The following is a 25,495-nucleotide window of genomic DNA, read 5'->3' as shown; positions in this document are numbered from 1 at the left end:
CCCCTGCCGGGACACTACCATGGAAGGCAATGCCGCTATCCGGGCGAGTCGCGCGAGGCGCCTCATGCGGCTGGACAATGGCCGCGGTGCGCCGCGAGGGCAACCGGCGAAAGCCGCTTTTCCCAAGGGATTTATGCCGGGAAAGATACGGCTTTCGAGATGCGAATCAGGATCTTGACGAGCGAATCAGCTCTTCAGCAGCGGATTGATCTTCTTGGCGAACTCCTCGAACGAGGTCTCGCCCTTGATCTTCTCGCCGTTGATGAAGAAGGTCGGCGTCGAATCGACCTTCAGCACGTCGCTGGCATATTTCTGGTCGGCGGCGATCTTGTCGAGCAGCGCCTGATCCTTCAGGCAGGTCTCGACCTGCTGCTGGGTGAGGCCGGCCTGCTTGCCGATCCGCGTCAGGGTCTCGGTGGTGTTCTTCACCACCCAGTCGTTCTGCTGGCGGAACAGCATGTCGGTGACCGCGAAGTATTTCGGTCCGTCGCCATTGGCGATGCAGCGCGACAGCATGGAGCCGGCGGCAGCTTTGATGTCGAGCGGAAACTCGCGGAAGATGTAACGCACCTTGCCGGTGTCGATGTATTCCTTCTTGATCTTGGGAAACACCTGCTCGTTGAAGGCGGCGCAGTGCGGGCAGGTCATCGAGGCGTATTCGGTGATAGTCACGGCGGCGTCGTTGGGACCGAGCGCCATGTCGGGCAGCGACACCGGCTTGGCGACGTCGGCGGCCGACTGCGCCATCGCCTCGGATATGAATTGCAGCGGCGAGAGTCCGGCGAGCGCGGCAAGCCCTGTCAGCGACAGCATCGTGGTGAAGGCGCGGCGGGTGATGATCACGGTCGGCTCCCGAATTGGCAAAAATGTCGCCCCAGGGGTCTATCATCTTCCCGCCGGGCGGCCTGTCGCTAGCTTGAAACGTAGCTTGAGGCAATGGCGAGCGGTGGAGGCGGGTCCAGATTGACCGCGAAATAAGGCTCAATTTCGCTTGATGGCAGCCCCAAGCCGCGCCAGCGCCGTCTTCAGTTGTTCATCTTCGATGTCGCCCAGGCTCTCCGCCATCTCCGCCACCGCTTTGGCGTCGGGCGGGGCGGGCCGCTTCCGGGCCCGGGGCCGCGACAGCGGCGCCTGGCGGAAGGCGAGCTTGCCGACCGCGCTCCAGCCGAAGAAGCGGTTGACCCGCTCCAAGATGATGTCGGCGGAATGCTGGATTTCCAGCGCCATCGGCCCCTCCACCCGGAGCACCAGAGTCGCCGGTTCCTGCGGCTGGCCCTCCACCGGGCGCGGCCATTGCATCTTCAGGGGCTCGGCATGGGCCGCGATCTCGGGACCTGCAATCTGCGCCCACCGCGTCACCAGTTCGCGCGCCGCAAAGCCCTGCTTGGCATAGGCCTCGGCAAAGACGTCGTTGAGCAGGATCCCGAGCGGCTTGGCGCTGATGGGGCCGGGCTTTGGAGGGTATTTGGACATGAACCCTTATAGCACTCCGGGGCGCGACCCACAGGCTCCCGGCGGTGAAGAAAGACGGGGATGCCCGCGAGGAGCGCGGCCATGACGTGGAGAGATCAGGCCGATCTCGCTACAGTGTGAGCATGACCCCCAAACCCGCGCTGAAGGCGACATCGGAACCCAGTCGGGCGGAGACCTCGTCACGCCCGCTCGCCCTTCTCCAATGGTACGACCGCCACCGTCGCCGACTGCCCTGGCGAGCCGCACCCGGCGAGACGTCGGACCCTTACCGCGTCTGGCTGTCGGAGATCATGCTGCAGCAGACGACGGTAAAGGCGGTCGGCCCATATTTCGAAAAGTTCGTCGCGCGCTGGCCTGATGTCACCGCGCTGGGGCGGGCCTCGCAGGACGACGTGCTGCGGATGTGGGCCGGGCTCGGCTATTACTCCCGCGCGCGAAATCTGTACGCCTGCGCGGTCGCGGTGACGCGCGACCACGGCGGCAGCTTTCCCGACACCGAGGAGGGCCTGCGCGCGCTGCCGGGAATCGGGCCGTACACGGCGGCGGCGATTGCCGCGATCGCCTTCGACCGCCGCACCATGCCGGTCGACGGCAATATCGAGCGCGTGGTGTCGCGCCTGTTCGCGGTCGAGGAGGAGTTGCCGCAGGCCAAGCCCGTGATCCAGCAGCTTGCGGCGACGCTGTTGGCGGACTCTCGCGCTGGCGATAGCGCGCAGGCGCTGATGGATTTGGGCTCTTCGATTTGCACGCCGAAGAAGCCGGCCTGCTCGCTGTGCCCGCTCAACGAGGATTGCACCGCGCGGGCGCAAGGCACCCAGGAAACGTTTCCGCGTAAGGCGCCGAAGAAGAACGGCACGTTGCGCCGTGGTGCGGCCTTCGTCGTCACGCGCGGTGACGAACTGCTGGTGCGATCCCGTCCCGAAAAGGGCCTGCTCGGCGGCATGACGGAAGTGCCGGGCTCGGACTGGGTGGCGGGACAAGAGGACGCGACAGCGAAGCAGCAGGCACCGGCGTTGAGAGGGCTGTCGCGCTGGCAGCGCAAGGTCGGCGTCGTCAGCCACGTCTTCACGCATTTTCCGCTGGAGCTGGTGGTCTACACGGCGAAGGCCGAGGCCCGGACCCGCGCGCCCGCGGGCATGCGCTGGGTGCCGATCGCGACTCTTGCCGATGAGGCGCTGCCCAATGTCATGCGCAAGGTGATCGCGCACGCCCTCGACTGAATTCAGGCGGCGCGCGCAGGGCGCTCGACCTCCGCCGGCATCAGGAAGGTACGATTCCGCCCGGATGTCTTGGCGACATAGAGGCCCTGGTCCGCGCGCTCGATCACATCCTGCACGTCGCGATCGCTCTCGTCGAACAGTGCGAGCCCGACCGAAACGGTGATGGGAATAACGACATTGCCGTGCGTCACTTTCGCGCCCTCGATTGATGTTCGGATGCGGTCGGCAAGCAATATGGCGGTCTCCTGATCGATCTCACGCAGCAGCACCACGAACTCCTCGCCGCCGAAGCGGGCGGCCTTGTCGGTGGTCCGGATCGACTGGCTGACGATCTCGGCGACGCGCTTGATCGCGTCGTCGCCGGCGGCGTGGCCATGGGTGTCGTTGATCTTCTTGAAATGATCGATGTCGATCATCAGCGTCGCCATATTGCGCTTGTAGCGGCGGGAGAACGCCACCGCGTCGTCGGCGACAGCGAGGAAAGACCGGCGGTTCATTAGGCCGGTCATGAAATCGGTTTCGGCGAGCTGGCGCAGCTTCAGCATGTCTTCCTGGAGCTGCATTGCGTTCTCGGTCGCGCGCAACTCGGCTTCCTTCGTGCGCTCCTCGGCAAGGCCGATGCGGCGCAGCAGCGAACGCAATGCGCGTGAGAGCTGCACTACCTCGGCCGAGCCGCTCTGCCGGGCCAACATGGTCGGGCCGTGGACGCGTCCGATGCGATCGGCCTCCCGGGTCAGGGCGATGATTGGGGCTGCTATTCTTCGAGAGACCACAACGGCCAGCGACAGCGCGATCAGCGCCGTCGCAGCGCCGATCGCCAGGATCATCTGCGCCGACGAGATCGCGGCCTTGAGCGCCACGCTCGCCGGTTGGGTCGCGGTGACGATCCAGTTCAGGCCCTGATAGTCGCGATGTCCCTTGCCGACGTGGAAAGCCGTCAGCATCTGCTCGCCGTTCTCGGTTTCCCTGAATGTGCCGGCGCCGGCTTTCACGATGCGCGCGAGCTCATCGCCGCCGTAGCGGATGCTCTGCTTCTGCGGGCCCAGCAACACCATTCCGCCCTTGCTGAGGATCGACAGGGTCGCGTCGGCGTTGCCGTCATTGGCTTCGACGTCCTTGATCAGGCTTGTGGCCCAGTCCCAGTTCAAGTGACCGCCGAGCACGCCGAGCAGATCGCCATGGACGTCACGCACGGGGACCGCAATGTCGACGAAGCGGTAGGGCTCGTTATTGGCGCGCTGCGCCAGCAGCGACGACAGCAGCACCGCCTCATGCACGTCACCCACAGCCATTCTTTCGAGCCCCTGCTTGAACCACGGGCGCTCGGCCACGGACTTGCCTTGCAGGAGTCCGCCGGTGGCAGCAACAACGTTGCCATTGACGTCGGCATAACCAATCCAGGCGAATTCAGAAAATGAGCGCTGGAGGTTCTCCAGCGAACTGCGCAAAGCGGCCGGATTTCCCTGCCATTGCGTTTGCATCGGCTGCATCTCAGCGAACAGTTTCATCTCCTGTTGGCGCGTCGCCATGAACCGATCGAGCCGGCCCGAAGCCGTGGCGGCAGTCGCTGTCAGGCTGCTCTCGATGAGAACGGCCGTGTTTCTGTAGCTGATGAGTGCGGCGCCGGCGGCGAGCGTGCCGACAAGCACGACAGACATGACGGCCACGGCCGCGGCGATCTGCGTCCTGACGGTTAAGTGGTTTTCGATCGCGTGCAGGCGGTTTCCGACCTGCTGCAAGAGGGCTCGCATGAATAGGCTCCGGTTTCACCGTCGCGTATGCCATGTGGTACCTGCCAACCGCTTACCGGCGGATTGCCCAATTGGATCGTATTGAATCGGTCGTGAAGCCGCTTGGTTGATAAAACCTGAAGCGCCGCTTCGCTCGCGAAGTTCCGGTGTCTCCGGCCCGCTGCGGGGCGGCGTCGCCTGCTGACATCAGGCTGTCAGCAGGCCTCAGCTAAAGACCGGCAACGGAGCCCCGAATGGTCAAGACCGCCCTCGACGATTTTCCAAGGCCGCCCTGTGCCGAATTGCTGGGATGGCGCCTGCTCGATGCCCGCCCCAAGGAGGGCTGGATCAGGCTCGGCTTCGAGGGCAAGCCGGAGTTCTGCAATCCGGCCGGCTTCATCCAGGGCGGCATGCTGTCGGCCATGCTCGACGACACCATGGGCCCGGCGGTGCTGGTGATGAGCGAGGGCCGGCTCTACACCACGACGATCTGCATGACCGTGAATTTCCTCAGCCCGGCGAGACCCGGTCCGATCGTCGCCGAGGCGAAGGTGACGCAGCTCGGCAGGACGATTGCCTTCGTCGAGGCCAGGCTGATGGCGGAAGACGGCACGGTGCTGGCGACGGCGAGCGCAAGCGAGCGGCTGCTGGAAGCGGCGCGGGTGGTGCGGTGAAGCGGGCACGGGTCGTCACTCCCTCGCCCCGTTCTCACGGGGAAGGTGAAGAGGAGCCCGCGGCTTTGTAAGTGTTAGCCGGCGCGCGCGCCCGCACTCACGATCGGCGGCTTGGCGTTCAGCGCCTCGACCTGGAACCCCGCGACGCGCTTGTAGTTCGCGGCGATGTCTTCCAGCTCCTTTTGCGACAGCACGTCGGTGACGATCTTGTAACCGTCGGGCGCGCGCTCCTCGACCAGCTGCATCACCTGCTCGGGGCCGTTCTTGCGGTTGAGCAGGACAAGGTCGGTGGTCGCGGGCCGGCGCTCGGCTTCATAGGCGAGCAGCGCCGCGGTCGTCGGTCCGTGCGCGAGAATCTCGCGGGTGATGGTGCGGGCATCGAGGATCGCCTGCGAGGCGCCGTTCGAGCCGATCGGGTACATCGGGTGTGCGGCATCGCCCATCAGCGTGACCTTGCCGAAGGTCCATTGCGAGATCGGATCGCGGTCGACCAGTGGATATTCATAGGCGTGCGGGCAATTCCTGATCAGGCCGGGCACGTCGAGCCAGTCGAATTGCCAGTTCTCGAACCAGGGCAGGAACTCTTCCAACCGTGCGGTGCGGTTATAGTCCTCGCGCCGCCACTGATATGTCGGCGGCATATGGCGTTCGGCAACCCAGTTGATCAGATGGTTGCCCGCCGCGTCCGGCGCCTTGCTGATGGGATAGCAGACGAATTTCAGGATCTCATGTCCGGCCATGATCATGGTGCGGCCGGTCAGGAAGGCCTTGGACGGCGTGACTCCGCGCCAGAGGATGCGGCCGTTCCAGATCGGCGGACCTTCGCCCGGATAAAGCTTTTCGCGCACGGCGGAATGGATTCCGTCAGCGGCGATCAGGATCGCGCCCTCGTAGGTCCCGACGGCCTTGCTGGTCGCCTTGTCGATGAAGTCGGCGCGCACGCCGTCCGCGGTTTCGGTCCAGCCGGTGAGATGATGGCTGGTCAGGATGTTGCCTCGCCCGAGCCGCTCGATCGCGGTGTCCAGCAGGATCTGCTGGAGAGTCCCGCGATGGATCGAGAATTGCGGCCATTTGTAACCGGCCTCAAGTCCGCGCGGCTCGCTCCAGATCGGCTTGCCGTGCTTGGAGAAATAGGCGAGCTCGCGCGTCCGCACCCCGCTGGCATCGAGCTTGTCCAGCAGCCCGAGCTCGATCAGTTCGCGCACCGCATGCGGCAGCACGTTGATGCCGACTCCGAGCGGCTTCAGTTCCGCAACGCTCTCGAACACTTTCACGGGAATGCCGATTCCGTGCAGGCTGATAGCAAGCGTCAGGCCGCCGATGCCGCCACCGGCGATGAGTACCGTCATGACCAAATACCCCCTCGATTGAAGGCGTCATCGCACAGCCGGGCGGGGGTGGGCAACTGCGAAGACGTCCCCTATGGACGGCGCGACTGAGGGCCGTTAACCTCGGATTTTCCCATGAGGTCCGACATGCTCAAGCTCTACTACGCGACCGGCACCTGCGCGCTTGCCACCTACATCACCCTGGAGGAGGCCGGCGCCGACTACACGGCCGAACGGCTGAGCTTCAAGGACAACCAGCAGAACAGTCCGGATTATCTCAAGATCAACCCGAAGGGCCGCGTGCCGGCGCTGGTGACCGATCGGGGCGTCCTCACCGAGACTCCGGCGATGCTGGCTTACGTCGCCCAAACCTTTCCCAAGGCGAAGCTCGCGCCGCTCGACGATCCCTTCGATTTCGCACAGGTGCAGTCCCTCAATTCGTATCTGTGCTCGACCGTGCACATCAACCATGCCCACAAGATGCGCGGTGCGCGCTGGGCGACGCAGGAGAGCTCGTTCGCCGACATGAAGGCGATGGTGCCGAAGACCATGGCGGCCTGCTTTGCCCTGATGGAGCAGAAGATGTTCAGGGGGCCCTGGGTGATGGGCGAGCAGTACACGATCTGCGATCCCTATCTCTTCACGCTCTCCACCTGGCTCGAAGGCGACAGCGTCGACATCAACGCCACGCCGAAGATTGCCGATCATTTCAAGCGCATGTCGGATCGTCCCGCGGTGGCGAAGGTGATGGCCGCGCAGAAGGCGTGAGACTCTCGTCGGGTAGGTTAGCCTTGCGGACGGCGCCTCGCGCATCCGCAGGCTACGAAACCTTCTTCTCCAATTCCCGCCCCGTCTCCAGCATCAGCCGCCGCAGCCAGATCGAGCCGGGGTCCATCTGCGCGCGGGTCGGGTAGAACATGAACTGCTCGTCGACCCCGGGGTCGAGGGGCGGCGTCACCGCGACGAGGCCGAGCTGCTTCGACAGGGCCGCGATCAGCCGGCGCGGCACGAAGGCGACGAGGTCGGTGCGGGCGGCCACATGCAGCGCTTCGAGATAGCCTGACACGACCAGCGAGATGTGCCGCTCGATGCCCTCGGTACGCAGCCAGGTGTCGATGAGATCTTCGGCATTGCCGCGGATGATCACGCCGACATGGCGGGCCGCCAGGAACGTCTCGCGCCGCTTCAGCTTCGTCACCTGCGGATGGCCGCGCCGCACCGCCAGCGCGTCGCGGTCGGTGTAGAGCAATTGGCGATGAAAGCCCTTGAAGGCATTGCCGATCGAGATCACGAGGTCGATCGTGCGGGCAAACTCGGCGTGGAAGATCGCAGGGCCCCGCCACGGCACGACGTCGATGCGGACGTTGGGCGCAAGGCGCGTCACCTTCTCCATCAACGGCGGCATCAGCAGCTCGACGGCGAGATCGGGCATCATTAGGCGAAACTGCCGCTCGCTGCGCGCCGCGTCGAAATCGTCGGGCAGGAACAGTCCGCGCACCTGGTCGAGCGCCTGCGCCAGCGGCGCACGTAGCGCCAGCGCCCGCGGCGTCGGCTCCATCCGTGCGCCGGTGCGCACCAGCAGCGGATCGCCGAAGATGTCGCGCAAGCGTTGCAGCGCGTGGCTCGTTGCGGGCTGGGACAGGCCGATCCGCATGGCCGCGCGGCTGACATTCGCCTCGCGCAACAGCGCGTCGAGCGCAGTCAGAAGGTTGAGGTCGAGCGAATTCAAATTCATGAGGTGAATAGATATCATACCAGCTATCGATTTGAAGAATTATTGGCGCGCCGCGATGATCCCTGACGTTCTCACCAAAGGAGATGCCGCCATGAGCGCGAGCGCCAACAAGAAACTGCTGCAGGATATTTTCGCCGCCGCCGCCAATCCGGATCCGGCCGCGCGCGATCGCGCCCTGTTTACTGCAAGCCTTGCCGAGGATGCCAGATGGGTCGTGACCGGCCAGTATTCCTGGTCGCGCACCTTCACCGGCAAGGAGGCGATCCTTAACGACCTGCACGGCTATGTGCGCACCCGCCTGCGCGACCGGACCCGCACCGTCGCACATCGCTTCATCGCCGATGGTGACGTCGTCGTGGTCGAAGCCAAGGGCGACAACGTCACGCCGGAGGGCGTGCGCTACGACAACGACTATTGCCTGGTGTTTCGTCTCGAGGACGGCAAGATCAAGGAGATCCGCGAGTACTGCGACTCGATCCTGACCGAGCGGGCGCTGGGCCCGTTTCCGCAGGCACCTGTGAGGGTCGCAAGCTGAGAGAATTGAGCATCGTCTCGTCTGCGGGACGCCGTAGATCCCTGCATTTGGTTCCGTTCGTGCGGTTCTGGCGAGAACTGACGCAAATGGTTCGTTTCACGCGCGGACGGCCCGCGACCCGGTATCACCTCGCCGCCATGAGCGACCGAGAACTTTAGGATCTTGGAATGACCCGGGCCGAGATCGAGTACGAACTCTATCGGCCCCGGCGACATCATTAGAGAGGACGGGGCGCATGCCCCGCCTCGATTTTTCCAAGTTCTCAGGCGGAACCTTTGGGTTTCTCGCGGCGTTTTCTTCGCTTCCGGGGCAATAGAGCCCCCGGCATTGCGCGCGCTTGGGAATTTTATGCTAGCTGGGGCTATGGACGTTTCGACACAGGTGGGCCGTAGCCTTCCCGGACTCCGCGAAAGATTGAGAGACGCGACTTCCGCCGCGCACCGGGAGCTCGATGCGCAGATGTCCTCGTTCGATCTCACAGTTTTCTCCGGATATCGCCGTTTCCTCCAGGCCAGCGCCGGCGCCTTGCTGCCGCTCGAAGCGGCCCTGGTCGAGGCCGGGGTCGCCAGGATTTTCCCGGATTGGCCGGAGCGGACGCGCAGTCAAGCCATCGCGATGGATCTCGAGTGGCTCGACCGGGACGCGCAGTCCACCGTGTCGGTTGCGCCGATGACACCGAGCGGCGTGCTCGGCACGATGTACGTGCTGGAGGGCTCGCGACTCGGGGCGAAATTCCTGCTCAAGACCGTCGCGGATTCGGCAGATCCCCGTGTCGCGGGGGCGACGGCTTATCTCAGCCATGGCACCGGCAAGCGGCTCTGGCAGAGCTTCCTGTCAAGGCTGCAGGGCGAGGAGTCCTGCGACGAAGATGAGGTGATCGAGGCGGCTCAGGCCGCGTTCGCCGCGTTCGAATTGGCGGCGGATCGCGTATGAACGAGGCGGTCAATCTCACCAATTGTGATCGCGAGCCGATTCACGTTCCCGGCAGCGTGCAGCCTTACGGCTTTCTGCTCACCGTGCTCTCCGATTTCACGATCTGCATGGCGTCCGAGAATGCCGGCAGTTTCCTCGGGACCGAAATTGCCGATCTGCTCCAGCAGCCCCTGTCGCGGGTTTTCTCCGAAGCCGCCGTCGAGACCATCCGCCGCCACGTCGACCATTTGAGCGGGCCGGATGCGACCGAGCGCCTGTTCGGCGTCGAGCTCCTGACCGGCAAACCGCTTTACGATCTGGCGATCCATTTCTCCGGCGTCTATCTCGTGATCGAGGCAGAGCCCAGCGTCAACGAGCCCGGCATCAATTCCGGCGAACTCGTGCGCCTGATGCTGGAGCGCATCCGCAAGACGCGCGGCATGACCGATCTGGCACGGGAAGCCGCGCGCCAGCTCAAGGTGTTGACCGGATTCGACCGCGTCATGGTCTACCAGTTTCACCCGGATGGGTCCGGGGAGGTCATCGCCGAGACCGCGGAAGCGGGTCTCGAAACCTTCCTCGGCCTGCATTACCCGGCGTCCGACATTCCACGCCAAGCCCGCATCCTCTATCAGCGGAACTGGCTGCGCATCATTGCCGACATAAATGCCAGGCCGGCTGCGCTTCTGTCCACGGCCACGCACAATGCCGGTCTGCTCGACCTCTCGATGAGCGTGCTGCGATCGGTTTCCCCGATCCACATTGAATATCTGCGCAACATGGGCGTCGCCGCGTCGATGTCGGTGTCGATCCTGCGCGACGGCAAGTTGTGGGGCCTGTTCGCCTGCCATCATTACTCGCCGCGCTACATCTCGTTCGAGAAGCGCACCGCGGCCGAGCTGTTCGGACAGATGTTCTCCTGGATCGTCGAGGGACGCGAGCGCGAGAGCGATGTCGCCTATGAGGCGCGCGCTCACCAGGTTCAGGAGCGCTTGATCGAAGTCGCGGCCTCACACGAGCACAGCCGTCGCGCGGTCGTCGACTTTCTCAGCGATTACCGCAAGATGATCGCGTGCGACGGCGTCGCGGTCTGGTCCGACAACAAGATTGTGCTCGAGGGAGACACGCCCACCGAAGACGAGGTGAAGGATCTCGTGGCCTTCATCAACCGGACCTCGCCGGGCCGGATCTTTGCCAGCGCCGAGATCGCCAAGGTCTATGCCGCCGGCCAGGCGTTTCGCGACCGCGCGGCGGGCTTTCTCGCCATTCCCATCTCTCGGACTCCGCGCGACTGCCTGGTGTTCTTCCGGCGCGAGGTCACGCGTTTCGTGAACTGGGCCGGCGCTCCCGACAAGGTCTATGACGAAGGTCCGAACGGGCCGCGCCTGACGCCGCGCAAGAGCTTCGAGCTCTGGCAGGAGGCCGTGGCGGGGCAATCTAAACCGTGGTCGTCCGCCGACATCCGCATCGCCGAGAGTCTGCGCGTCACGTTGCTGGAGGTGATCCTGCAATTGTCCGACCTCGCCGCGCGCGAGCGCCGTGGCGCGCAGGAGCGGCAGGAGTTGATGATCGCCGAGCTCAATCACCGCGTCCGTAACATCCTGAGCCTCGTCCGCGCGCTGGTGGCGCAAAGCAAGGACACGGCGACGAGCGTGGAGGAGTTTGCGAGCGTCCTTGGCGGTCGGATCCAGGCGCTGGCCCGCGCGCACGACCAGATCACCAATCTGAACTGGGCGCCGGTGGCGCTGCGAACCCTGCTCGAATCCGAAGCCGGCGCCTATCTCGGGGCGCGCGCAGGGCGGGTGAAGATGGGCGGGCCAGACGTCGCGCTCGATCCCAAGGCGTTCTCCACGCTGGCTCTCGTCGTCCACGAAATGATGACCAATTCCGCCAAATATGGCGCGCTCGCCGATTCCACCGGCAGCGTCGAGGTGGTCTGGCGCCTCGATCCCTCGTCCAGCCTCGTGATCGAATGGAAGGAAAGCGGCGGGCCACCGGTGCAGCCGCCGTCGCGACGCGGCTTCGGCACCACGATCATCGAACGCTCGGTGCCGTTCGATCTCAAGGGCGATGCGGAAATTCGCTTTGACCTTCTGGGCGTCCAGGCGACGTTCGTCATTCCGGCCAATTACGTCGAACTGATGCCGGCGATAGCAGGAGCAGCCATGCGACTTGAGGAACAGCAGTCCGACCGTCCGCGGATCTCCGAAACAGCGCTGATCGTCGAGGATAATCTGATCATCGCCATGGCGGCGGAGGTCATTTTGCTCGATCTCGGCGCGCGCCACGTCGACACCGCCGCGTCGGTCGACCAGGCGCTACGTTCGATCGAGCGCACCCGACCGAATTTCGCTCTGCTCGATCTCAATCTCGGCAACGAGAGCAGCATCAAGGTGGCGCAGAAGCTGAAAGAGATTGGCGTACCCTTCATCTTCGCAACCGGTTACGGCGAGCGCGCGCCGATCCCAGAGCAGCTGGCCGATGCGCCGGTCGTTCAGAAGCCCTACACGCTGGAAGTGGTCGAGCACGCGCTCGGCAAATTGCAGCAGGCCCGTGCATCATGAGGGTTACGTCACGTTATGCATGCGGCTGCGGATCCTTGCACGATCTCGCATAGCTGCCGATAAAATCAGCAGCATTTGCGCCCGCCGATTCGACTCGCGCGAATAATTTGAAGGTTCAATTAAGGAGTGTCCTCCATTGTGCCGCGGTGCAGCGTGGGTCGCAACGACGCGACGCGCGGCTGCCGGGGTGGCTGGTGACTGTGGCCGGCGGCTCGAAGTGAAATGCATCTTGGTGGACATTGGGAATGCCGAAGTTTCGTTTGCGGATCAGGGGACGCCTGTACGCAGGCTTCATGGCCTTGGTGGTGGTTGGTCTCGTGATGGCGGTGGTTGCCGTCTGGAATTTGCGGGCGGTGCAGGAGCAGGTTGCAAGACAATCCGCGCTCTCGGACAGCACGGCGCGGGTGTTGGAGATTTCGACCCATCTTCAGGCGATCCAGCGCGCCAATTTGCGATACGTTTATGATGCCGACGAACCCGCGATGAAAGAGGCGCTGGAGCGGGAAAACGCCGCCACCGAGCTGTTGCGGGTCGGTGCGAAGGGAACGGCCTCCGAGGAGCGGCGAGCGCTCTATAACGGTCTTATCGACGACATCGCCAAGATGCGACGCTTGCGTGACAATCTCGGCGACGCCGTCAACGAGGCGCGAACGGGCAAGGCGACCCTGCTGCCGAGCGGTGAGGAACTGGCCGTCAAGATGGGCAAGCTGGTCGATGCGGCGCGCGCAGCCGTCGACGAAGACACCGCGGCCCTCGTCGCCGACCTCGAATCCAGGGTCCTCCTCGTTCGGGTTGCAAACTGGCGCTTCCTGGCGCTGCGCGACGCGCAGGGGCCGGCAAATTTCAGGGCGAGCGTAGACAGGGCGGCGCAACGGCTCGCGGCTCTCGAAAAGAGCCCGCAGGCGACGGAATTGCGATCCGCGCTGGCGCCCGTCAAGACCTCGCTCGGAATCTACAAATCCGCGTTCGAGTCGACCTCCGCCGCAATGCTTCAGGCGGACGAACTCTACCACAAGGACCTCGCGCCCCTCATCGTCAGCAGCATCGGCAGGCTCAAGGCCGCGGAAACGACCCTGAAGAAGGACTACCAGGGCTCGCGAAATGAAGCCGAAGCCGTGATCGCCGGCACGACGACCATTCAGGAGGTCGCCGGCGGCCTCGCCATCCTGTTCGGCGGCATCGTCGCCTTCCTGATCGCCCGCAGCATCGTCGGTCCTCTCACCTCGATGACGCGCGCCATGGGGATGATCGCCGGCGGCAATCTCGCGGTCGAGATCCCCGGTCGTGGCAAGGCTGACGAGATCGGCGACATGGCCAAGGCGATCCAGGTGTTCAAGGACAACATGATCGAGACCGAACGCATGCGCGCCGAGCAGTCCGAGGTCGAGGCGCGGCAGGCCGAGAGCCGCAAGAAGGACATGGCGAGGCTGGCCGACCAGTTCGAGCAGGCGGTCGGCGAGATCGTGAACACGGTGTCGTCGGCCTCGAACGAGCTTGAAGCCTCCGCCGGCACTCTCACCACGACCGCCTCGCGGGCCCAGGACCTGTCGACGGAAGTTGCCAGCGCCTCGCAGGAGGCTTCGGCCAATGTGCAGGCGGTGGCCTCAGCGACCGAGGAGCTCTCCTCCTCGGTGTCCGAAATCGCCCGTCAGGTGCAGGAATCCGCCCGTATCGCGGTTGAGGCCGTCGGTCAGGCGAGCAGGACGAATGACCGCGTCGGCGCGCTGTCCAAGGCTGCCGCCCGGATCGGCGACGTGGTCGAACTGATCAGCACGATCGCCGGCCAGACCAATCTGCTGGCCCTGAACGCCACCATCGAGGCGGCGCGCGCGGGCGATGCTGGTCGCGGCTTTGCCGTGGTCGCCTCCGAGGTCAAGGCGCTCGCCGAGCAGACCGCGAAGGCCACCGGTGAGATCGCCCAGCAGGTTTCCAGCATCCAGGCCGCGACGGAGGAATCGGTCGGATCCATCAGGGAGATCAGCGGCACTATCGAGCGGCTATCGGAGATCTCGTCGACCGTCGCGGCCGCCGTGGAGCAGCAGGGCGCGGCGACGCAGGAGATTTCCCGCAACGTCCAGCAGGCGGCTCATGGCACGCAGAGGGTGTCGTCCAACATCGGCGACGTGCAGCGCGGCGCCTCCGAAACCGGATCGGCTTCGTCGCAGGTGTTGTCGGCAGCGCGGTCGCTGTCGGCCGACAGCAACCGGCTGAAGCAGGAAGTGGCCAAGTTCCTGAACTCGGTCCACGCTGCCTGAGTCACAAACGCAAAAGGCCACGCGCATGCGCGTGGCCTTCGAAGAGCGGGGCGGCGTGATCAGGCGACCTTGGTCGCCATATGCTTGAACATGTTGGCGCGCGCCTCGTCGTCCATCTCCGCCTTGAAGGTGAATTTGTCCTTCAGCGCGATCGCACGCGCCGCCGCCGGGCGTGCCGAGATCTCGTCCACCAGCCGCTTCACGTTCGGGTAGCGCGCGAAGGCGTCATCGCCGAGCTTGAACGGCAGCATCCGCGCCCAACCCCACAGCGCCATGTCGACGATCGAATAGCTGTCGCCGACCATGTAGCGGCGGCCTTCGAGGTGAGCGTCCAGGATCTTGTAGTGGCGATCGGTCTCGTACTGGTAGCGGTTATGGGCGTAGTCGTGGTTCTGGTCCTTCGGAGCAAAGTGCTTGAAGTGAACCGCCTGACCTGAATAGGGCCCGACGCCGGTGGCGATGAACATCAGCCAGGACAGCGTCTCGCCGCGCACGTTGGCGGCGGGCAGGAACTTGCCGGTCTTCTCGGCGAGATAGAGCAGGATGGCGTTCGAGTCGAACACGATGGTGCCGCCATCGTCGATCGCCGGCACCTTGCCGTTCGGATTGACCTTCAGATAGTCGGGCGTGAACTGCTCGCCCTTGCGGGTGTCGATCTTCACGGGCTCGAAGGGCAGGCCGGCCTCCTCCAGGAAAAGCGCGACCTTGGTCGGGTTCGGCGAGCCGTTGAAATAGAATTTGAGCATCGATCTCCCCAGTGTTTGTTACGAGGTGCGAGGGCAGCACGGTTGCCGCAATGCCTCTCTTGCCTGAACCCGTCGCGAGAGCAAGCGGCGAGTTTGCCGGGCTGTATCTGCGCGCCACGCAGATCAGCCGGCGTAACAACGGCCGATCGCCGCCATTCTGGCGCGCCAAACGACCACCATGGTCACTCCGGGGCGCGCCTCCTGGCGCGAGTCCGAATCCATTGGGCCGCACATGCTGTGGTTGGGTGAATTCCGGGCTCTCGCTTCGCGAGCCCCGGAATGACGGGGGACGGGTGAGCTACCCCGCCGCCATGCCGGCGCGGATTTCGGCGCGCAGCTCGTCGATCAGCTTGAGGCCCTTCTTGGTCTCGACGTGCCAAAAGGTCCAGCCGTTGCAGGCCTGCGCGCCCTGCGCCACTGCGCCGATGCGGTGAATCGAGCCGACCTTGTCGCCGAACATGATGGCGCCATCGGCACGAACCAGCGCGCCGAGCTTCTTCTTGGCGTCGAACAGCTTCGTGCCGGGCATGATCATGCCGCGCTCGATCAGTTCGGAGAACGCGACCCGCGGCGCTTCGCGCGCGGTCATGAACGGGGCGAGGCTCGCCTCCGGCAGCGGCTCGACCGCGGCAATGCGGGCTTCGGCCGCCTTGGCATAAGTCTTGTCGCGCTCGAAGCCGATATAGGAGCGGCCGAGGCGCTTGGCGACGGCGCCGGTGGTGCCGGTGCCGTTGAATGGATCGATCACGAGGTCGCCGGGCTTCGATGAGGACAGCAGCACGCGGGCGAGCAAGCCTTCCGGCTTTTGCGTCGGATGCACCTTCTTGCCGTCGGCACCCTTGAGGCGCTCCTCGCCGGTGCAGAGCGGGATCAGCCAGTCGGACCGTGCCTGCACGTCCTCGTTCGCGGCCTTCAACGCTTCGTAGTTGAACGTGTAGCCCTTGGCTTTTTCGTCGCGCGCGGCCCAGATCATGGTCTCGTGCGCGTTGGTGAAGCGGCGGCCGCGGAAATTCGGCATCGGGTTCGACTTGCGCCAGACGATGTCGTTCAGGAGCCAGAAGCCGAGATCCTGCATGATCGCGCCGACGCGGAAGATGTTGTGGTAGGAGCCGATCACCCAGATCGTCGCCGACGGCTTCATCGCGCGGCGCGCGGCCAGCAGCCAGGCGCGGGTGAAATCGTCATAGGCGGAGAATGAATCGAACTTGTCCCAGTCGTCGTCGACGGCGTCGACGTGGGACTCGTCGGGGCGCTTGAGATCGCCCTTGAGCTGGAGATTGTAGGGTGGATCTGCGAACACCAGATCGACGCTACCTGCCTGAAGCTTCGACATCTCGGCGACGCAATCACCGAGGATGATGCGATGCGACGGAGACTCAAAATTTGTGCGGGGCGCCCTTGCAGACGCCCCGCGACGCGACTCTACCATGACTCAAGAACTCTGACTCAGGCGACGCTGTCGGCGACGCGGGACCAAACAACCGACTGACCGTTACAATGAAGCGGCAAAGTAAAAATCGACTTAACCCGCCGTTTTGTTGAGCAGGCCGCGTGTCGCGTTCTGCGTGTATGTCGTCGTGCGCATTCGCCGTTTTTTACAGGGGATTTTGCATTTGTTCGGGGTGCGGGAGTGATCGTGGCGCCAAAAAGGCTGCAAATTTCTCTCGGAAAAAATTGCTCGACCCTGGGAAAAAATTGCTGGCATCGGCGGGCTGTCGCACTAGGCAATAATTGCCGAGCGAGATATTGATAAAAGCAACGGAAATTTTACGTGTGTGGCGCGTTGAGCTTTCGCGCCTATGCGCCCAATTGATGCCAATCGAGGACTGAGGGAAGCCCGCCATGCGCTACGATGATTTCCGCCGCAGCGACGACATCGAGGATCGTCGCGATGATGGTGGAGGCGGCGGTGGCGGAGGCGGGTTCGGCCTGCCCATGGGCGGCGGCGGGCTCGGCATCGGCACGATCATCATCCTCGGCCTGGTCGGCTACGCCTTCGGCATCGATCCGCGCATCCTGATCGGCGGGGCCGAGATCCTCACCGGCGGCGGCCAGGCCCCGAGCTACCAGACCGACCGCCAGGCCTCCTCCGGCAAGCGCGGCGCGCCCACGGACGAGATGGGCAGCATGATATCGGGCATTCTCGGCGAGATCGACGATCGCTGGAGCGAGATCTTCCAGGCCTCGGGCCAGTCCTATACCGGCCCGAAGATCGTGCTGTTCCGCAACTCCACCAATGGCGGCCGCTGCGGCATGGCGCAGTCGGCGATGGGGCCGTTCTATTGTCCGCCGGACCGCACCATTTTCCTCGACACCGGCTTCTTCCGCGAGGTCGAAACGCGCTTTCGCGGCTGCTCCGGCAAGTCGGCGTGCAATTTCACCACCGCCTACATCATCGCGCATGAAGCCGGCCATCACATCCAGAACCTGCTTGGCATCATCCCGCGCGTGACGCGGCTGCAGCAGCAGGCCGGCAGCAAGGCCGAGGCCAACGCGCTCCAGGTCAAGGTCGAGTTGCAGGCCGATTGCCTCTCCGGCGTCTGGGTCAATCGCGAGGCAAAGAAGCGCCCGAACTTCCTCGAGCCCGGCGACATCGACGCCGCGCTGACCACGGCGAGTGCGATCGGCGACGACACGCTGCAGCGTCAGTCTACGGGACGGGTCATGCCCGACTCCTTCACCCACGGCTCGGCGGCGCAGCGCAAGCAATGGTTCATGACCGGCTACCAGCAGGGCACGGTCCAGGCCTGCAATACGTTCGGCGCCGGGGCGCTGTAGCGGAGATGCGCGTGCTCCGGACGCAGCGCAGCGCTCTTTGCGCTGCAGAGCCGGGGCACACCTTGCCGGCCCAGTCAGTTGGGAAGTGGCTCCCGGCCCTGCGCAGCAGCGTTTCACGCTGCGGCGCGTCCGGGACACGAGAGGAATGAGCAATGGCCTCCATCGACGAAACCAAGCAGTTCATCCCGCTCAACATCGCGGTGCTCACCGTGTCAGACACGCGCGCGCTCGCGGACGACAAGTCGGGCCAGACGCTTGCCGACCGCCTCACCGCGGCTGGTCATCATCTCGCCGCGCGCGAGATCGTCACCGACGATGTGGAGGCGATCCGCGCCATTGTTCGCCGCTGGATCGCAGATAGTGGCATCGACGTCGTCATCACCACCGGCGGCACCGGCTTTACCGGGCGCGACGTTACACCGGAGGCGATCGAGCCGTTGTTCGAAAAGCGAATGGACGGCTTCTCGATCGCCTTCCACATGCTGAGCCACGCCAAGATCGGGACCTCGACGATCCAGAGCCGCGCCACCGCCGGCGTCGCGGGCGCGACCTACATCTTCTGCTTCCCGGGCTCCCCCGGCGCCTGCCGCGACGGCTGGGACGGTATTTTGGCCGCTCAGCTCGACTACCGCACGCGTCCCTGCAATTTCGTCGAGATCATGCCGCGCCTGGATGAGCATCTGCGCCGACCAAAGGCTCAGGGCGCGACGGCGTGAGTGCGCTGACTTCGCTTCTCCCCTCGTGTCCGCCGAAGCCTTGGCGAAGGCGGATGTGGAAGATAGTGGCGCGAAGCGCCGGATGAGGGGTGTGTCTCGGTACAAAATGCGCGAAGACATCCCGTTCATCCAAGTGAGCGTCTGTCTACCAGCGGAGCTGCCCTCTTCCTCCAAAGGGCGCATTCATGCGCATCGCGTTCGCAGCGAGATCAGAGATCACGCTCCCAGGTCTCGCCGATCAGATCCTGCCCAAAGCTGTGATGCGGCTCGGTGGCGACGAGCTTGAAGCCGGCACTTTGATAGATGCCGCGTGCGGCAACCAGGATGCTCTGCGTCCACAGCGTCATCCTGCTGTAGCCCCGCTCGCGGGCGCCCTGGATACATCGTTCGACCAGGGCCCGGCCGACACCAAGGCCCCGCGCTTTCTTCTCCACCTGCAGCAGGCGTAGCTTGGCGATTTCGTTGGTGGCCTTGACCAGGAAGACCGAACCGACCGGCTCGCCACCCACTTCCGCGATCCAGCAGTGTTCGCGCGCGGAGTCGTAGTTCTTGATGAACTGCGCGCAGATCTCGGCGACCAGCGCCTCGTAACTGATGTCCCAATTGTAGTCCGCGGCATAGGCGGCGGCCTGCTTGGAGATGACCCAGCCCATGTCGCCGACGCGATGGCTGCGCAGCATGACAGCTGCGGGCTGGGTTCGACGTTGCTCCAGCACGGCCTCGATGGTCGCCATCGCCTGCGTCAGCCGCGTTGCATCCTCGGCCGAAAGCTGAGCCAGCATTGCGGCGACCTCGTTTTGCGAGCTCAGGTTCAGCTTGGCGTAGGTCTGGCGGCCCTTGGCGGTGAGGTTGAGCTGGTATTGCCTGCGGTCTGCGGGCAGGGGCTTTCGCGTGATCAGCCCTTTTTCCTCGAAACCTTGCACGATGCGGCTGAGATAACCGGGGTCGAGGCCAAGCTCGTTTCCGATCTGTTTCGCCGCCAGCTCGTCGCGATGCGCGAGTTCATAGAGCACGCGGGCCTCGCTGAGCGAAAACGGGCTCTTTCCCAGATGCTGGTCGAGCACACCGAGCTTGCGGGTATAAAAGCGGTTGAAGGCGCGGACCGCTGCGACGCGGTCGTCGGCGACCTGTTCGGTCGCCTTGGCTGATGCGGAAGGGCTTGATGGCATGAGGGCACCTCGATATTTGCCATTGTCAATTAATTGTTTGACTTTGGCAAGTATGAGATGGTTCAGGCGACCATGACGATCCGGCTTCGCAGCATGGTCCGGGAGGAGCGGCCGAGCCGCCGCAGCAGCCGCGCCTCGGAGTGGCGGGCCTGCGGCGGGTAGCCGCCGATGCGGTCGTAATGATCACGCGCAATCAAAAGACCCTGATCGCCAAAAGGCCCGATCAGCCCGCGCACCACGGCCCGGACGATGTCGCGCAATCCGGTATCGGCGTAAGGCGAGCGCGCATAGCGGAACACCGCCGCACGGTCGCGTCCGCTATTCGCGACGGCCTGGATGAATTGGGTGGTTTCCTCGATCCAGCCGGTTTCGAGCACAGCGCCCGCAGGCAGGAACATCAGCCATGGCGAGCGGGCCTGAAGGGCGCCGGCCGCGAGCGCGGCGCCTTGCGAGGATCCCTCGAAGCCGACGAAACGGCAGCCTGCGACGTCGGCAACCCGCTCGATGACGCCGTTGCGGGTGCCGTCGACCAGAAGCACCTCCCGGATGATCCCGGCGGCGGCCCCGGGGACCAGCGCGGCCAACGTCGCCACCGCGGTCTGCTCGACGCCTTCGGTCGGAATGATGACGCTCAGCATGATTGAGGCTTCAATGTCCGCACTTCGGGAGAAGCGTAGCTTGCTATGATGTTGTCATAAACACTTGGCGTTGCCGAGTGCAACTTTCCGGCGGCGCCCCGGCGTGCGATGGTAAACTTCAGCCAGTCATCGCAGCCAAATGTGTCACGCGCGGGTTGGTAATATTGCCGATTGTTTCGGCACAAGCTCGTCTGGAGAGTGTTAGCCGGCAGCTTCACGGTGACGTTGCGCGGCGTGGATTGTTTTCTCCGGCAAGGAGGGTGCGCCCGGCAAGAAAGGTTTGAACTGCAAATGTGTGACTTTGGTCCTCACGGAGGCCTCCTGTGAACGCCGATCAACTTGCGATTGGCGCGGCGTCGACGTCCCCGAAGCCGGAGGCTGCGCCGACCTTGCGAATCCGCGCGTTGATGCTGGGCGACCGCATCAACGCCTCGGGCCTCGAGATCGGCACGCTGGTCTCGTCGTCGCCCGCCGCCTTCCGCGTCCATGCCGGTCTTGCCGTAGTCTTCCGCTACGGCGTGGTGGTGCTGATCGGTCTGCTTCCGTCCGAGGAGAAAGTGCTGATCGACACGCTGAAGCCGCGGGTGATCGGCGAGCTCAGCCCCTATGAGGAAGAGATCGCGCAGGCACAGCTCTGCAAGGATGAAAACACTGAGGCGATCCAGCCGGGCGGGCCGATCTGTCTCGCCAAATTCTCCGACGACCGGCTGTTGCTGGTTGCGGATGCGCTCGCCAAGAGTACGTCGCTGGCGCGCGACGAGCGCCGCGTCGCCGCGGTCTTCGACGTGATCGAGCCGTTTGCGCGCGAACTCGCCGAGCACGGCCGCACGCCGCGCCGTCGCAAGGCCATCCTGCAACTGATCGGCAATGCACTGCTGGTGCAACAGCGCGTCGCCGGCCGCGTCGCGATCGCGGAGAAGCCTGACGTGCTCTGGGAGAAGCCCGAGCTCGACCGGCTCTATTCGCGCCTCGAGGACGAGTACGAGCTCAAAGAGCGTCTCGACACGCTCGAGCGCAAACTCACCGCCGTGTCGGAGACCGCGAATGCGCTGACCGACATCATCGACACCCAGCGCTCGCTCCGCCTCGAAATCGCGGTGGTGGTTCTGATCGTGATCGAGGTCGCGATCGGGTGTTTTCAGATTTTGACCGGATCTCATTGAGCGCTTTTTTCGGCGCAGGGTTGTGCCTCGCAGCTCCGCGAGTGACGTAGGTTGGGCAAAGCGAAGAGTGCGACCCGTTGCGACGGAGAGAGACTGTGGGCGCGGCGCTTGGCGAGCCTTTGTACCTACGATATCAAGCTGTCGTTCGCAGCACCGATCTGCAGTGGCGCGCGATCGTCAGCTCCTCGTTCGTCGGAATGGCGAACACCTCCACCGCACTGTCGTCGCCGCTGATCCGCTCGCGCGCTTCGTCATTCGCCGCGGCATCGATGCGTACGCCCATCCAGTCAAGACGCTCGCTGATTGCGCTGCGGATTTCCTTGGCATGCTCCCCGATGCCGCCGGTGAAAACCAGACAGTCGAGTCCACCAAGCGTCGTCGCCATCATCGCGACCTGCTGCGCCGCGCGGAACGTGAAGAGATCGACCGCCTCTCGTGCCGCAATCTCGTTGCTCGCGAGCAGCGCGCGCATGTCCGCGGAGATGCCCGAGACGCCGAGCAGGCCGGACTCGTGATAGAGCAGGTGCTGGATATCTTCGAGCGACATCTTCTCGTGCTGTTGCAGATAGAGCAGCACGCCGGGATCGATCGTGCCGCAGCGTGTGCCCATCACGAGGCCGTCGAGCGGCGTCAGTCCCATGGTGGTGTCGACGCTGCTTCCGTTGCGCAACGCGCACAGGCTGGCGCCGTTGCCGAGATGCGCGATGACGACGCGCTTGGCGGCGAGCTCCGGCGCAATCCCGGCGAGGCGGCCTGCGACATATTCGAAGGAGAGGCCGTGAAATCCGTAGCGTCGGACGCCGCGTTCCTCGAAGCGCCTGGGCATGGCGAAGCGACTCGCGGGCGGCGTCAGACCGTGGTGGAACGCGGTATCGAAGCACGCGATCTGCGTCAGCCCAGGTCGAAGCGCCGCGAGTGCGTGAATTGGCGCGAGGCAGCGCGGCTGGTGCAGAGGAGCCAGCGGCGTCAATGCCGCCAGCTTCGCGATGACGTCCTCGGTCAGTGCGACCGGGCCCAAGTAGTCCGGCCCACCGTGAACGATGCGATGCCCGACGGCTTGCAGACGGTGTCCGCCGTAACGCTCCTGGATGAAGGCGAGCACATCGGCAAACAGATGGCCGCCATCCGCATCCGGCGCCTCTCTCCGTGTCTCGAACAGATCTTCGCCTGTCGGGCTCCTCACCACGAGCCGGGGTTTTGCCTCGTGCTCGTCGAGCAGGCCCTTGCAGAGCAGGCTGGGCTCGGCCGCCGCGACGTCGAACAGGCCGAACTTGATGCTCGACGAGCCCGCGTTGAGGACGAGGACCATGTCCGGCATGGCTAGTCGCCGGCCTCGGTCGGGGTATCCCCGCCGGAGCTGTTGGGCCAGACCCAGTCGCGGATCTCGGGCATGTCCTCCCCGTATTCGCGCACATAGTGTGAATGCGCGATCAGCTTGTCGCGGAACTGCTGCTTCACCTGCGCGGCCTTGGTCGCAAGACCCGGCACGCGTTCGATCGCCTCGATCGCGAGATGGTAGCGGTCGAGCTCGTTGAGCACGACCATGTCGAACGGCGTCGTCGTGGTGCCTTCCTCGATGAAGCCGCGCACATGCATGCCGGAGTGGTTGGTGCGGTTGTAGGTCAACCGGTGGATCAGGTGCGGATAGCCGTGATAGGCAAAGATGACGGGCTTGTCCGTCGTGAACAGGTTGTCGAAGTCGCGATCCGAGAGCCCGTGAGGATGTTGGTCTTTCGGCTGCAGGGTCATGAGATCGACGATGTTGACGACGCGGATCTTCAGCTCCGGCAGCGCCTTCCTCAACAGGTCGACGGCGGCGAGCGTTTCAAGCGTCGGTACGTCGCCAGCGCAGGCCATCACCACGTCGGGCTCGCCCTTCCCATCCTCCGTTCCGGCCCAAGTCCAGATGCCGATGCCGGCATCGCAGTGGGTGGCCGCGTCCTGAATCGACAACCATTGCGGCGCCGGCTGCTTGCCGGCGACGATGACGTTGATGCGGTCATAGGTGCGCAGGCAGTGGTCGGCGATCCACAGCAGGGTGTTGGCATCCGGCGGGAAGTAGATACGGACGATATCGGCCTTCTTGTTGGCGACGAGATCGACGAAGCCCGGATCCTGATGGCTGAAGCCGTTGTGGTCCTGGCGCCAGACATGAGAGGTCAGCAAATAATTGAGCGAGGCGATCGGCCGTCGCCACGGCAGGTGCCGCGTCACCTTCAGCCATTTGGCGTGCTGGTTGAACATGGAATCCACGATGTGGATGAAGGCCTCGTAGCAGGAGAAGAAACCGTGGCGGCCGGTGAGCAGGTAGCCTTCGAGCCAGCCCTGGCAGAGATGCTCGCTCAAGACTTCCATGACACGGCCGTCTTGCGCCAGATGGACATCGTAACACTCGATGGGTTCCATCCAGACCCGCTCGGTCTCATCGAACACCGCATCCAGCCGGTTTGACGCGGTTTCGTCAGGGCCCACGATGCGGAAGTTGCGCTCCTTTGCGTTGAGGCGAATGACGTCGCGCAGGAATTTGCCGAGCTCGCGCGTCGCTTCCCCAATAGTGCCGCCGGGCTGATGAACCTCGATGGCGAAGCTGCGGAAGTCCGGCAGCTTCAGCTCCTTCTTCAGCAGCCCGCCATTGGCGTGCGGATTGGCGCCCATGCGCCTGACACCTTGGGGCGCGAGTGCCTGAAGTTCTGGAATGAGCGCGCCGCTCTCGTCGAACAGCCTTTCGGGCTCGTAGCTGCGCATCCAGTCTTCGAGAATTTTGAGATGCGCCGGATTTTCGCGGCAGCCCGCAACGGGAACCTGATGCGCGCGCCAAAAACCCTCGACCTTCTTGCCGTCGACTTCCTTCGGGCCGGTCCAGCCTTTCGGGCTGCGCAACACGATCATCGGCCAGCGCGGCCGCGCGACGTTGTTGCGGCCGTCTCGGGCGTGCTGCTGAATCGAGCGGATGCTGGCGAGTGCGACATCGAGGGCATCGGCCATCGCCTGGTGCATCAATTTGGGATCGTCGCCCTCGACGAAAAGCGGCTCGTGGCCCAACCCGCGGAACAGATCGCGGATTTCGCTGTCGGGCATCCGCCCGAGCACGGTTGGATTGGCGATCTTGTAGCCGTTGAGATGCAGGATCGGCAGCACTGCGCCGTCATGGGCGGGGTTGAGGAACTTGTTGGAGTGCCAGGACGCAGCCAGCGGGCCGGTCTCGGCCTCGCCGTCGCCGACGACGCAGGCGACGATCAAATCGGGATTGTCCAGCGCCGCGCCATAGGCATGCACCAGCGCGTAGCCGAGCTCACCGCCCTCGTGGATCGAGCCCGGCGTTTCCGGCGCTGCGTGGCTCGGAATGCCGCCGGGGAAGGAGAACTGTCTGAACAGCTTGCGCAATCCGTCCGTATCGCGCGAGATGTCGGGATAGATCTCACTGTAACTGCCTTCCAGATAGGTGTTGGCGACCATGCCCGGCCCGCCATGGCCGGGGCCGCAGACATAGAGCATGCTGAGATCGAGTGCGCGGATGACGCGGTTGAGATGGGCGTAGATGAAGTTCAGGCCCGGTGTTGTGCCCCAATGGCCAAGCAAGCGCGGCTTGATGTGCTCGGCGCGCAAGGGCTCGCGCAGCAGCGGATTGTCGAGCAAATAGATTTGCCCGACGGAGAGGTAGTTCGCGGCGCGCCAGTAGCGATCGAGGAGGTCGAGGTTGCTGCTAGCTGCGGCCGATTGTTTTTGATTTGTCATGTTCCTGCTGACCTTCACCCCCGGCGATCGTCACCAACATTGGTCCGAGACGATTGATCCCTGGCCGCCATCAAACGAGATCATTGCGACGGGCATGTTGCGTGAGGTCAACTGGCCGAGCCCG

General features: G+C 64.4%; 21 protein-coding genes. 10 read left to right on the top strand and 11 right to left on the bottom strand.

Annotated elements, in window-relative coordinates; all coding sequences use genetic code 11:
- Nucleotides 1-186 precede the first annotated feature (186 nt).
- Nucleotides 187-843 (bottom strand): DsbA family protein, encoded by a 657-nt coding sequence (locus JQ580_RS22975; RefSeq protein ID WP_212282480.1) that lies wholly within the window; start codon nucleotides 841-843, stop codon nucleotides 187-189.
- Nucleotides 844-981: 138 nt separating this feature from the next.
- Complete coding sequence (locus JQ580_RS22970) at nucleotides 982-1,473, bottom strand: DUF721 domain-containing protein (RefSeq protein WP_212282479.1); 492 nt, start codon at nucleotides 1,471-1,473, stop codon at nucleotides 982-984.
- 122 nt (nucleotides 1,474-1,595) lie between these two features.
- Here JQ580_RS22970 and mutY point away from each other — a divergent pair, with 122 nt between their 5' ends.
- Nucleotides 1,596-2,693, top strand: coding sequence for an A/G-specific adenine glycosylase (gene mutY, locus JQ580_RS22965; RefSeq protein WP_212282478.1), 1,098 nt, complete (start codon nucleotides 1,596-1,598; stop codon nucleotides 2,691-2,693).
- 2 nt (nucleotides 2,694-2,695) lie between these two features.
- Here the strand turns inward: mutY and JQ580_RS22960 are convergent, their stop codons facing one another.
- Nucleotides 2,696-4,444 (bottom strand): sensor domain-containing diguanylate cyclase, encoded by a 1,749-nt coding sequence (locus JQ580_RS22960; protein ID WP_212282477.1) that lies wholly within the window; start codon nucleotides 4,442-4,444, stop codon nucleotides 2,696-2,698.
- Between the two features lie 233 nt (nucleotides 4,445-4,677).
- Between JQ580_RS22960 and JQ580_RS22955 the strand changes: the two genes are divergently transcribed.
- On the top strand, nucleotides 4,678-5,097 hold the full coding sequence (locus JQ580_RS22955; RefSeq protein ID WP_212282476.1) for a PaaI family thioesterase: 420 nt from the start codon (nucleotides 4,678-4,680) through the stop codon (nucleotides 5,095-5,097).
- Between the two features lie 74 nt (nucleotides 5,098-5,171).
- Here the strand turns inward: JQ580_RS22955 and JQ580_RS22950 are convergent, their stop codons facing one another.
- Nucleotides 5,172-6,446, bottom strand: coding sequence for a flavin-dependent oxidoreductase (locus tag JQ580_RS22950; protein ID WP_212282475.1), 1,275 nt, complete (start codon nucleotides 6,444-6,446; stop codon nucleotides 5,172-5,174).
- Between the two features lie 126 nt (nucleotides 6,447-6,572).
- Here JQ580_RS22950 and JQ580_RS22945 point away from each other — a divergent pair, with 126 nt between their 5' ends.
- Nucleotides 6,573-7,193 carry a glutathione S-transferase family protein gene (locus JQ580_RS22945; RefSeq protein WP_212282619.1) on the top strand — a complete coding sequence of 207 codons (621 nt, stop codon included), beginning with the start codon at nucleotides 6,573-6,575 and terminating at the stop codon, nucleotides 7,191-7,193.
- Between the two features lie 52 nt (nucleotides 7,194-7,245).
- On the opposite strand, the gene JQ580_RS22940 is transcribed toward JQ580_RS22945, so the two are convergent.
- Complete coding sequence (locus JQ580_RS22940) at nucleotides 7,246-8,160, bottom strand: LysR family transcriptional regulator (protein WP_212282474.1); 915 nt, start codon at nucleotides 8,158-8,160, stop codon at nucleotides 7,246-7,248.
- Nucleotides 8,161-8,251: 91 nt separating this feature from the next.
- On the opposite strand from JQ580_RS22940, the gene JQ580_RS22935 reads away from it, so the two are divergent.
- From JQ580_RS22935 to JQ580_RS22920, 4 genes are all read left to right on the top strand, one after another.
- The gene (locus JQ580_RS22935) at nucleotides 8,252-8,695 is read left to right on the top strand and encodes a nuclear transport factor 2 family protein (RefSeq protein WP_212282473.1); all 444 of its coding nucleotides are present in this window, start codon (nucleotides 8,252-8,254) and stop codon (nucleotides 8,693-8,695) included.
- 348 nt (nucleotides 8,696-9,043) lie between these two features.
- Nucleotides 9,044-9,628 carry a biliverdin-producing heme oxygenase gene (locus tag JQ580_RS22930; RefSeq protein WP_212282472.1) on the top strand — a complete coding sequence of 195 codons (585 nt, stop codon included), beginning with the start codon at nucleotides 9,044-9,046 and terminating at the stop codon, nucleotides 9,626-9,628.
- A complete protein-coding gene (locus JQ580_RS22925) occupies nucleotides 9,625-12,171 on the top strand; it encodes an HWE histidine kinase domain-containing protein (RefSeq protein ID WP_212282471.1) in 2,547 nt (848 codons plus the stop codon). The genes JQ580_RS22930 and JQ580_RS22925 overlap by 4 nt, the downstream gene beginning before the upstream one ends.
- Before the next feature lie 245 nt (nucleotides 12,172-12,416).
- A complete protein-coding gene (locus JQ580_RS22920; RefSeq protein WP_212282470.1) occupies nucleotides 12,417-14,426 on the top strand; it encodes a methyl-accepting chemotaxis protein in 2,010 nt (669 codons plus the stop codon).
- Between the two features lie 59 nt (nucleotides 14,427-14,485).
- Here the strand turns inward: JQ580_RS22920 and JQ580_RS22915 are convergent, their stop codons facing one another.
- The gene (locus tag JQ580_RS22915; RefSeq protein WP_212282469.1) at nucleotides 14,486-15,172 is read right to left on the bottom strand and encodes a glutathione S-transferase family protein; all 687 of its coding nucleotides are present in this window, start codon (nucleotides 15,170-15,172) and stop codon (nucleotides 14,486-14,488) included.
- Between the two features lie 298 nt (nucleotides 15,173-15,470).
- Nucleotides 15,471-16,601 carry a site-specific DNA-methyltransferase gene (locus JQ580_RS22910; RefSeq protein ID WP_283813972.1) on the bottom strand — a complete coding sequence of 377 codons (1,131 nt, stop codon included), beginning with the start codon at nucleotides 16,599-16,601 and terminating at the stop codon, nucleotides 15,471-15,473.
- A gap of 413 nt (nucleotides 16,602-17,014) precedes the next feature.
- Here JQ580_RS22910 and ypfJ point away from each other — a divergent pair, with 413 nt between their 5' ends.
- Together ypfJ and moaB are read left to right on the top strand one after the other, a co-directional pair.
- Nucleotides 17,015-17,950 carry a KPN_02809 family neutral zinc metallopeptidase gene (gene ypfJ / locus JQ580_RS22905; RefSeq protein WP_212282468.1) on the top strand — a complete coding sequence of 312 codons (936 nt, stop codon included), beginning with the start codon at nucleotides 17,015-17,017 and terminating at the stop codon, nucleotides 17,948-17,950.
- A 152-nt stretch (nucleotides 17,951-18,102) separates the two neighbouring features.
- Nucleotides 18,103-18,666, top strand: a complete 564-nt coding sequence (moaB, locus tag JQ580_RS22900) for a molybdenum cofactor biosynthesis protein B (protein ID WP_212282467.1) — start codon at nucleotides 18,103-18,105, stop codon at nucleotides 18,664-18,666.
- A 209-nt stretch (nucleotides 18,667-18,875) separates the two neighbouring features.
- On the opposite strand, the gene JQ580_RS22895 is transcribed toward moaB, so the two are convergent.
- Together JQ580_RS22895 and JQ580_RS22890 are read right to left on the bottom strand one after the other, a co-directional pair.
- Nucleotides 18,876-19,835 (bottom strand): bifunctional helix-turn-helix transcriptional regulator/GNAT family N-acetyltransferase, encoded by a 960-nt coding sequence (locus JQ580_RS22895; RefSeq protein WP_212282466.1) that lies wholly within the window; start codon nucleotides 19,833-19,835, stop codon nucleotides 18,876-18,878.
- A 62-nt stretch (nucleotides 19,836-19,897) separates the two neighbouring features.
- Complete coding sequence (locus JQ580_RS22890) at nucleotides 19,898-20,473, bottom strand: glycosyltransferase family protein (RefSeq protein WP_212282465.1); 576 nt, start codon at nucleotides 20,471-20,473, stop codon at nucleotides 19,898-19,900.
- Nucleotides 20,474-20,796: 323 nt separating this feature from the next.
- Here JQ580_RS22890 and JQ580_RS22885 point away from each other — a divergent pair, with 323 nt between their 5' ends.
- A complete protein-coding gene (locus JQ580_RS22885) occupies nucleotides 20,797-21,636 on the top strand; it encodes an RMD1 family protein (protein ID WP_212282464.1) in 840 nt (279 codons plus the stop codon).
- A gap of 133 nt (nucleotides 21,637-21,769) precedes the next feature.
- Here the strand turns inward: JQ580_RS22885 and JQ580_RS22880 are convergent, their stop codons facing one another.
- Together JQ580_RS22880 and JQ580_RS22875 are read right to left on the bottom strand one after the other, a co-directional pair.
- Nucleotides 21,770-22,954, bottom strand: a complete 1,185-nt coding sequence (locus tag JQ580_RS22880) for an acetate/propionate family kinase (protein ID WP_212282463.1) — start codon at nucleotides 22,952-22,954, stop codon at nucleotides 21,770-21,772.
- Nucleotides 22,955-22,956: 2 nt separating this feature from the next.
- Nucleotides 22,957-25,371, bottom strand: coding sequence for a phosphoketolase family protein (locus JQ580_RS22875; RefSeq protein WP_212282462.1), 2,415 nt, complete (start codon nucleotides 25,369-25,371; stop codon nucleotides 22,957-22,959).
- Between the last annotated feature and the right edge of the window lie 124 nt (nucleotides 25,372-25,495).

The organism is Bradyrhizobium sp. SZCCT0148 (genome assembly GCF_018129985.1).
Lineage (GTDB): Bacteria > Pseudomonadota > Alphaproteobacteria > Rhizobiales > Xanthobacteraceae > Bradyrhizobium > Bradyrhizobium japonicum_H.
Note: the sequence above shows the minus strand (reverse complement) of the source record. Positions and strands in the feature narration are given on the sequence as shown.

Coding starts and splice junctions, on each gene's coding strand:
- JQ580_RS22930 (WP_212282472.1), top strand. CDS start 9,044: ATGCTAGCTGGGGCTATGGACGTTTCGACACAGGTGGGCCGTAGCCTT.
- JQ580_RS22925 (WP_212282471.1), top strand. CDS start 9,625: ATGAACGAGGCGGTCAATCTCACCAATTGTGATCGCGAGCCGATTCAC.
- JQ580_RS22935 (WP_212282473.1), top strand. CDS start 8,252: ATGAGCGCGAGCGCCAACAAGAAACTGCTGCAGGATATTTTCGCCGCC.
- JQ580_RS22875 (WP_212282462.1), bottom strand. CDS start 25,371: ATGACAAATCAAAAACAATCGGCCGCAGCTAGCAGCAACCTCGACCTC.
- JQ580_RS22890 (WP_212282465.1), bottom strand. CDS start 20,473: ATGCTGAGCGTCATCATTCCGACCGAAGGCGTCGAGCAGACCGCGGTG.
- JQ580_RS22940 (WP_212282474.1), bottom strand. CDS start 8,160: ATGAATTTGAATTCGCTCGACCTCAACCTTCTGACTGCGCTCGACGCG.
- JQ580_RS22970 (WP_212282479.1), bottom strand. CDS start 1,473: ATGTCCAAATACCCTCCAAAGCCCGGCCCCATCAGCGCCAAGCCGCTC.
- JQ580_RS22950 (WP_212282475.1), bottom strand. CDS start 6,446: ATGACGGTACTCATCGCCGGTGGCGGCATCGGCGGCCTGACGCTTGCT.
- JQ580_RS22960 (WP_212282477.1), bottom strand. CDS start 4,444: ATGCGAGCCCTCTTGCAGCAGGTCGGAAACCGCCTGCACGCGATCGAA.
- JQ580_RS22915 (WP_212282469.1), bottom strand. CDS start 15,172: ATGCTCAAATTCTATTTCAACGGCTCGCCGAACCCGACCAAGGTCGCG.
- JQ580_RS22910 (WP_283813972.1), bottom strand. CDS start 16,601: ATGGTAGAGTCGCGTCGCGGGGCGTCTGCAAGGGCGCCCCGCACAAAT.
- ypfJ (WP_212282468.1), top strand. CDS start 17,015: ATGCGCTACGATGATTTCCGCCGCAGCGACGACATCGAGGATCGTCGC.
- JQ580_RS22880 (WP_212282463.1), bottom strand. CDS start 22,954: ATGCCGGACATGGTCCTCGTCCTCAACGCGGGCTCGTCGAGCATCAAG.
- JQ580_RS22895 (WP_212282466.1), bottom strand. CDS start 19,835: ATGCCATCAAGCCCTTCCGCATCAGCCAAGGCGACCGAACAGGTCGCC.
- mutY (WP_212282478.1), top strand. CDS start 1,596: ATGACCCCCAAACCCGCGCTGAAGGCGACATCGGAACCCAGTCGGGCG.
- moaB (WP_212282467.1), top strand. CDS start 18,103: ATGGCCTCCATCGACGAAACCAAGCAGTTCATCCCGCTCAACATCGCG.
- JQ580_RS22920 (WP_212282470.1), top strand. CDS start 12,417: ATGCCGAAGTTTCGTTTGCGGATCAGGGGACGCCTGTACGCAGGCTTC.
- JQ580_RS22955 (WP_212282476.1), top strand. CDS start 4,678: ATGGTCAAGACCGCCCTCGACGATTTTCCAAGGCCGCCCTGTGCCGAA.
- JQ580_RS22945 (WP_212282619.1), top strand. CDS start 6,573: ATGCTCAAGCTCTACTACGCGACCGGCACCTGCGCGCTTGCCACCTAC.